This is a genomic window from Ruegeria sp. C12, assembly GCF_056537745.1.
Window position 1 is genome coordinate 1 of sequence record NZ_JBQFSA010000024.1, and the last position, 1,462, is coordinate 1,462.

Here is a 1,462-nt window from a genome sequence, read left to right on the forward strand (position 1 = left end):
GGCTCAGGACTTCGGTAACGGGGGCAGTTCAGTCAAGCGCTTTCGTGCACTCAAATCGATCCGCCAAGGCGGTTCTGTTGGTTCAGTTTGACGCTTCCTGCTTTCTGTCTCGGCTTCCGGCTGAGATCCTTAGGGTACATGCTTCGGTTCGTGGTCAGCGCGGCGGCTGCCAACATGATGCTGGTTCGATGTAATTCCGAAGTGCCCATCTCATAGGCGTGCTTGGCATATGCCTGCGACAGTCCTGACCACGGCATCATCGGAACCACGTCCCTGCGGGACCTCGAAAGCCTGCAATCAGGCAGGCAACGGGAGGGATATCATCCTGTCAGACAGAGTTCGGCGCCGCATCTGGCTGGAAGGTTGTGCCATCTACCCAAATCCGATGAAGAATGACCGCTATGCGGCGTGCGAGTGCGACCATTGCAATTTTCCGGCCTCGGCGTTGTGCGAGTTGGGCTCCCCATGTTCTCAGCCATGTTGATCGGCCACGGTTCATCATGACAGTTGCTGCCTGGCACAATGCTCGCCGCAGATTGACGTCGCCAGCTTTGGTAATGCCACCAGACATATCTCGTTCACCAGACTGGTTGCGCGCAGGCGTCAAACCAACCCAGGGACCAATTCTTTTTGAAGACCGAAAGCGGGCAGGATCATCGACCGCAGCACGGAATGTCAGTGCTACGACGACACCAATTCCAGGCATCGACATAAGGCGTTGGCAAACCGGATCATCCCAAGCCAACTGGCGCACGCGCTTTTCGAGACCGGCCAGTTCTTGTCGCAGGGACGCTCGGGCCCGCAGCATTGGTTCTGTTGCGGTTTCCAGCATCGGATTGCCATCTGCTAATTCCCGAATGCGTGTCTCAAACCTACCGCGGGAGATCGCACCAACCTTGAGGCCAAAGTTGCGCAGCAGTCCGCGCAACGACATTTCCAGAGCGATCATATTCTGCTGGATAGCCTTTCGAGCGCCGAGAACCGCTCGGGTTTCCTGAGCAGAGACGGATTTACAGTGGACCGGTCGGAACCAGCCGAGATGAAGAAGGCGTGCAATCCCTTCTGCATCGCGTCGATCCGTCTTGATCGGCATTGCCTTCAGCGCTCCTTTCACCTGGCGGGTTTCCATGAGCACTGCATCAAGGCCAGCTTCAGTCAGCCCTCGGTGTAGCCATTGCGACAGTGGCCCGGCCTCCAGGCCAATCGCAGCGATGCTGCCGTCAAGTTTATCCAACCAGCGCGCCAGAACTTCGGGTTCACTTTCAGTCTCTGCTTCTTTGATAATCTGGCCATGCTCGCTGACTACGCAGATCGCGGTCTTGGCAAGCGATACATCCAATCCAACAAACAACTTCATCCCGTCATCCTCCATATGGGTTCAATACGGGAATGGCGACAGCGCGATGCTGATCTGACAAGTGGCAACGGCGGTGCGTGACGCAGGCCCCGTTACAGCATCTCA

Annotated in this window: 1 protein-coding gene; it reads right to left on the reverse strand. The window is 56.8% G+C overall.

Annotation, left to right across the window (positions count from 1 at the left end; all coding sequences use genetic code 11):
* Positions 1-328: 328 nt before the first annotated feature.
* Positions 329-1,357: an IS110 family RNA-guided transposase gene (locus ACR0C9_RS21850; protein WP_480782058.1), complete on the reverse strand. Its 1,029-nt coding sequence runs from the start codon at positions 1,355-1,357 to the stop codon at positions 329-331.
* Positions 1,358-1,462 lie beyond the last annotated feature (105 nt).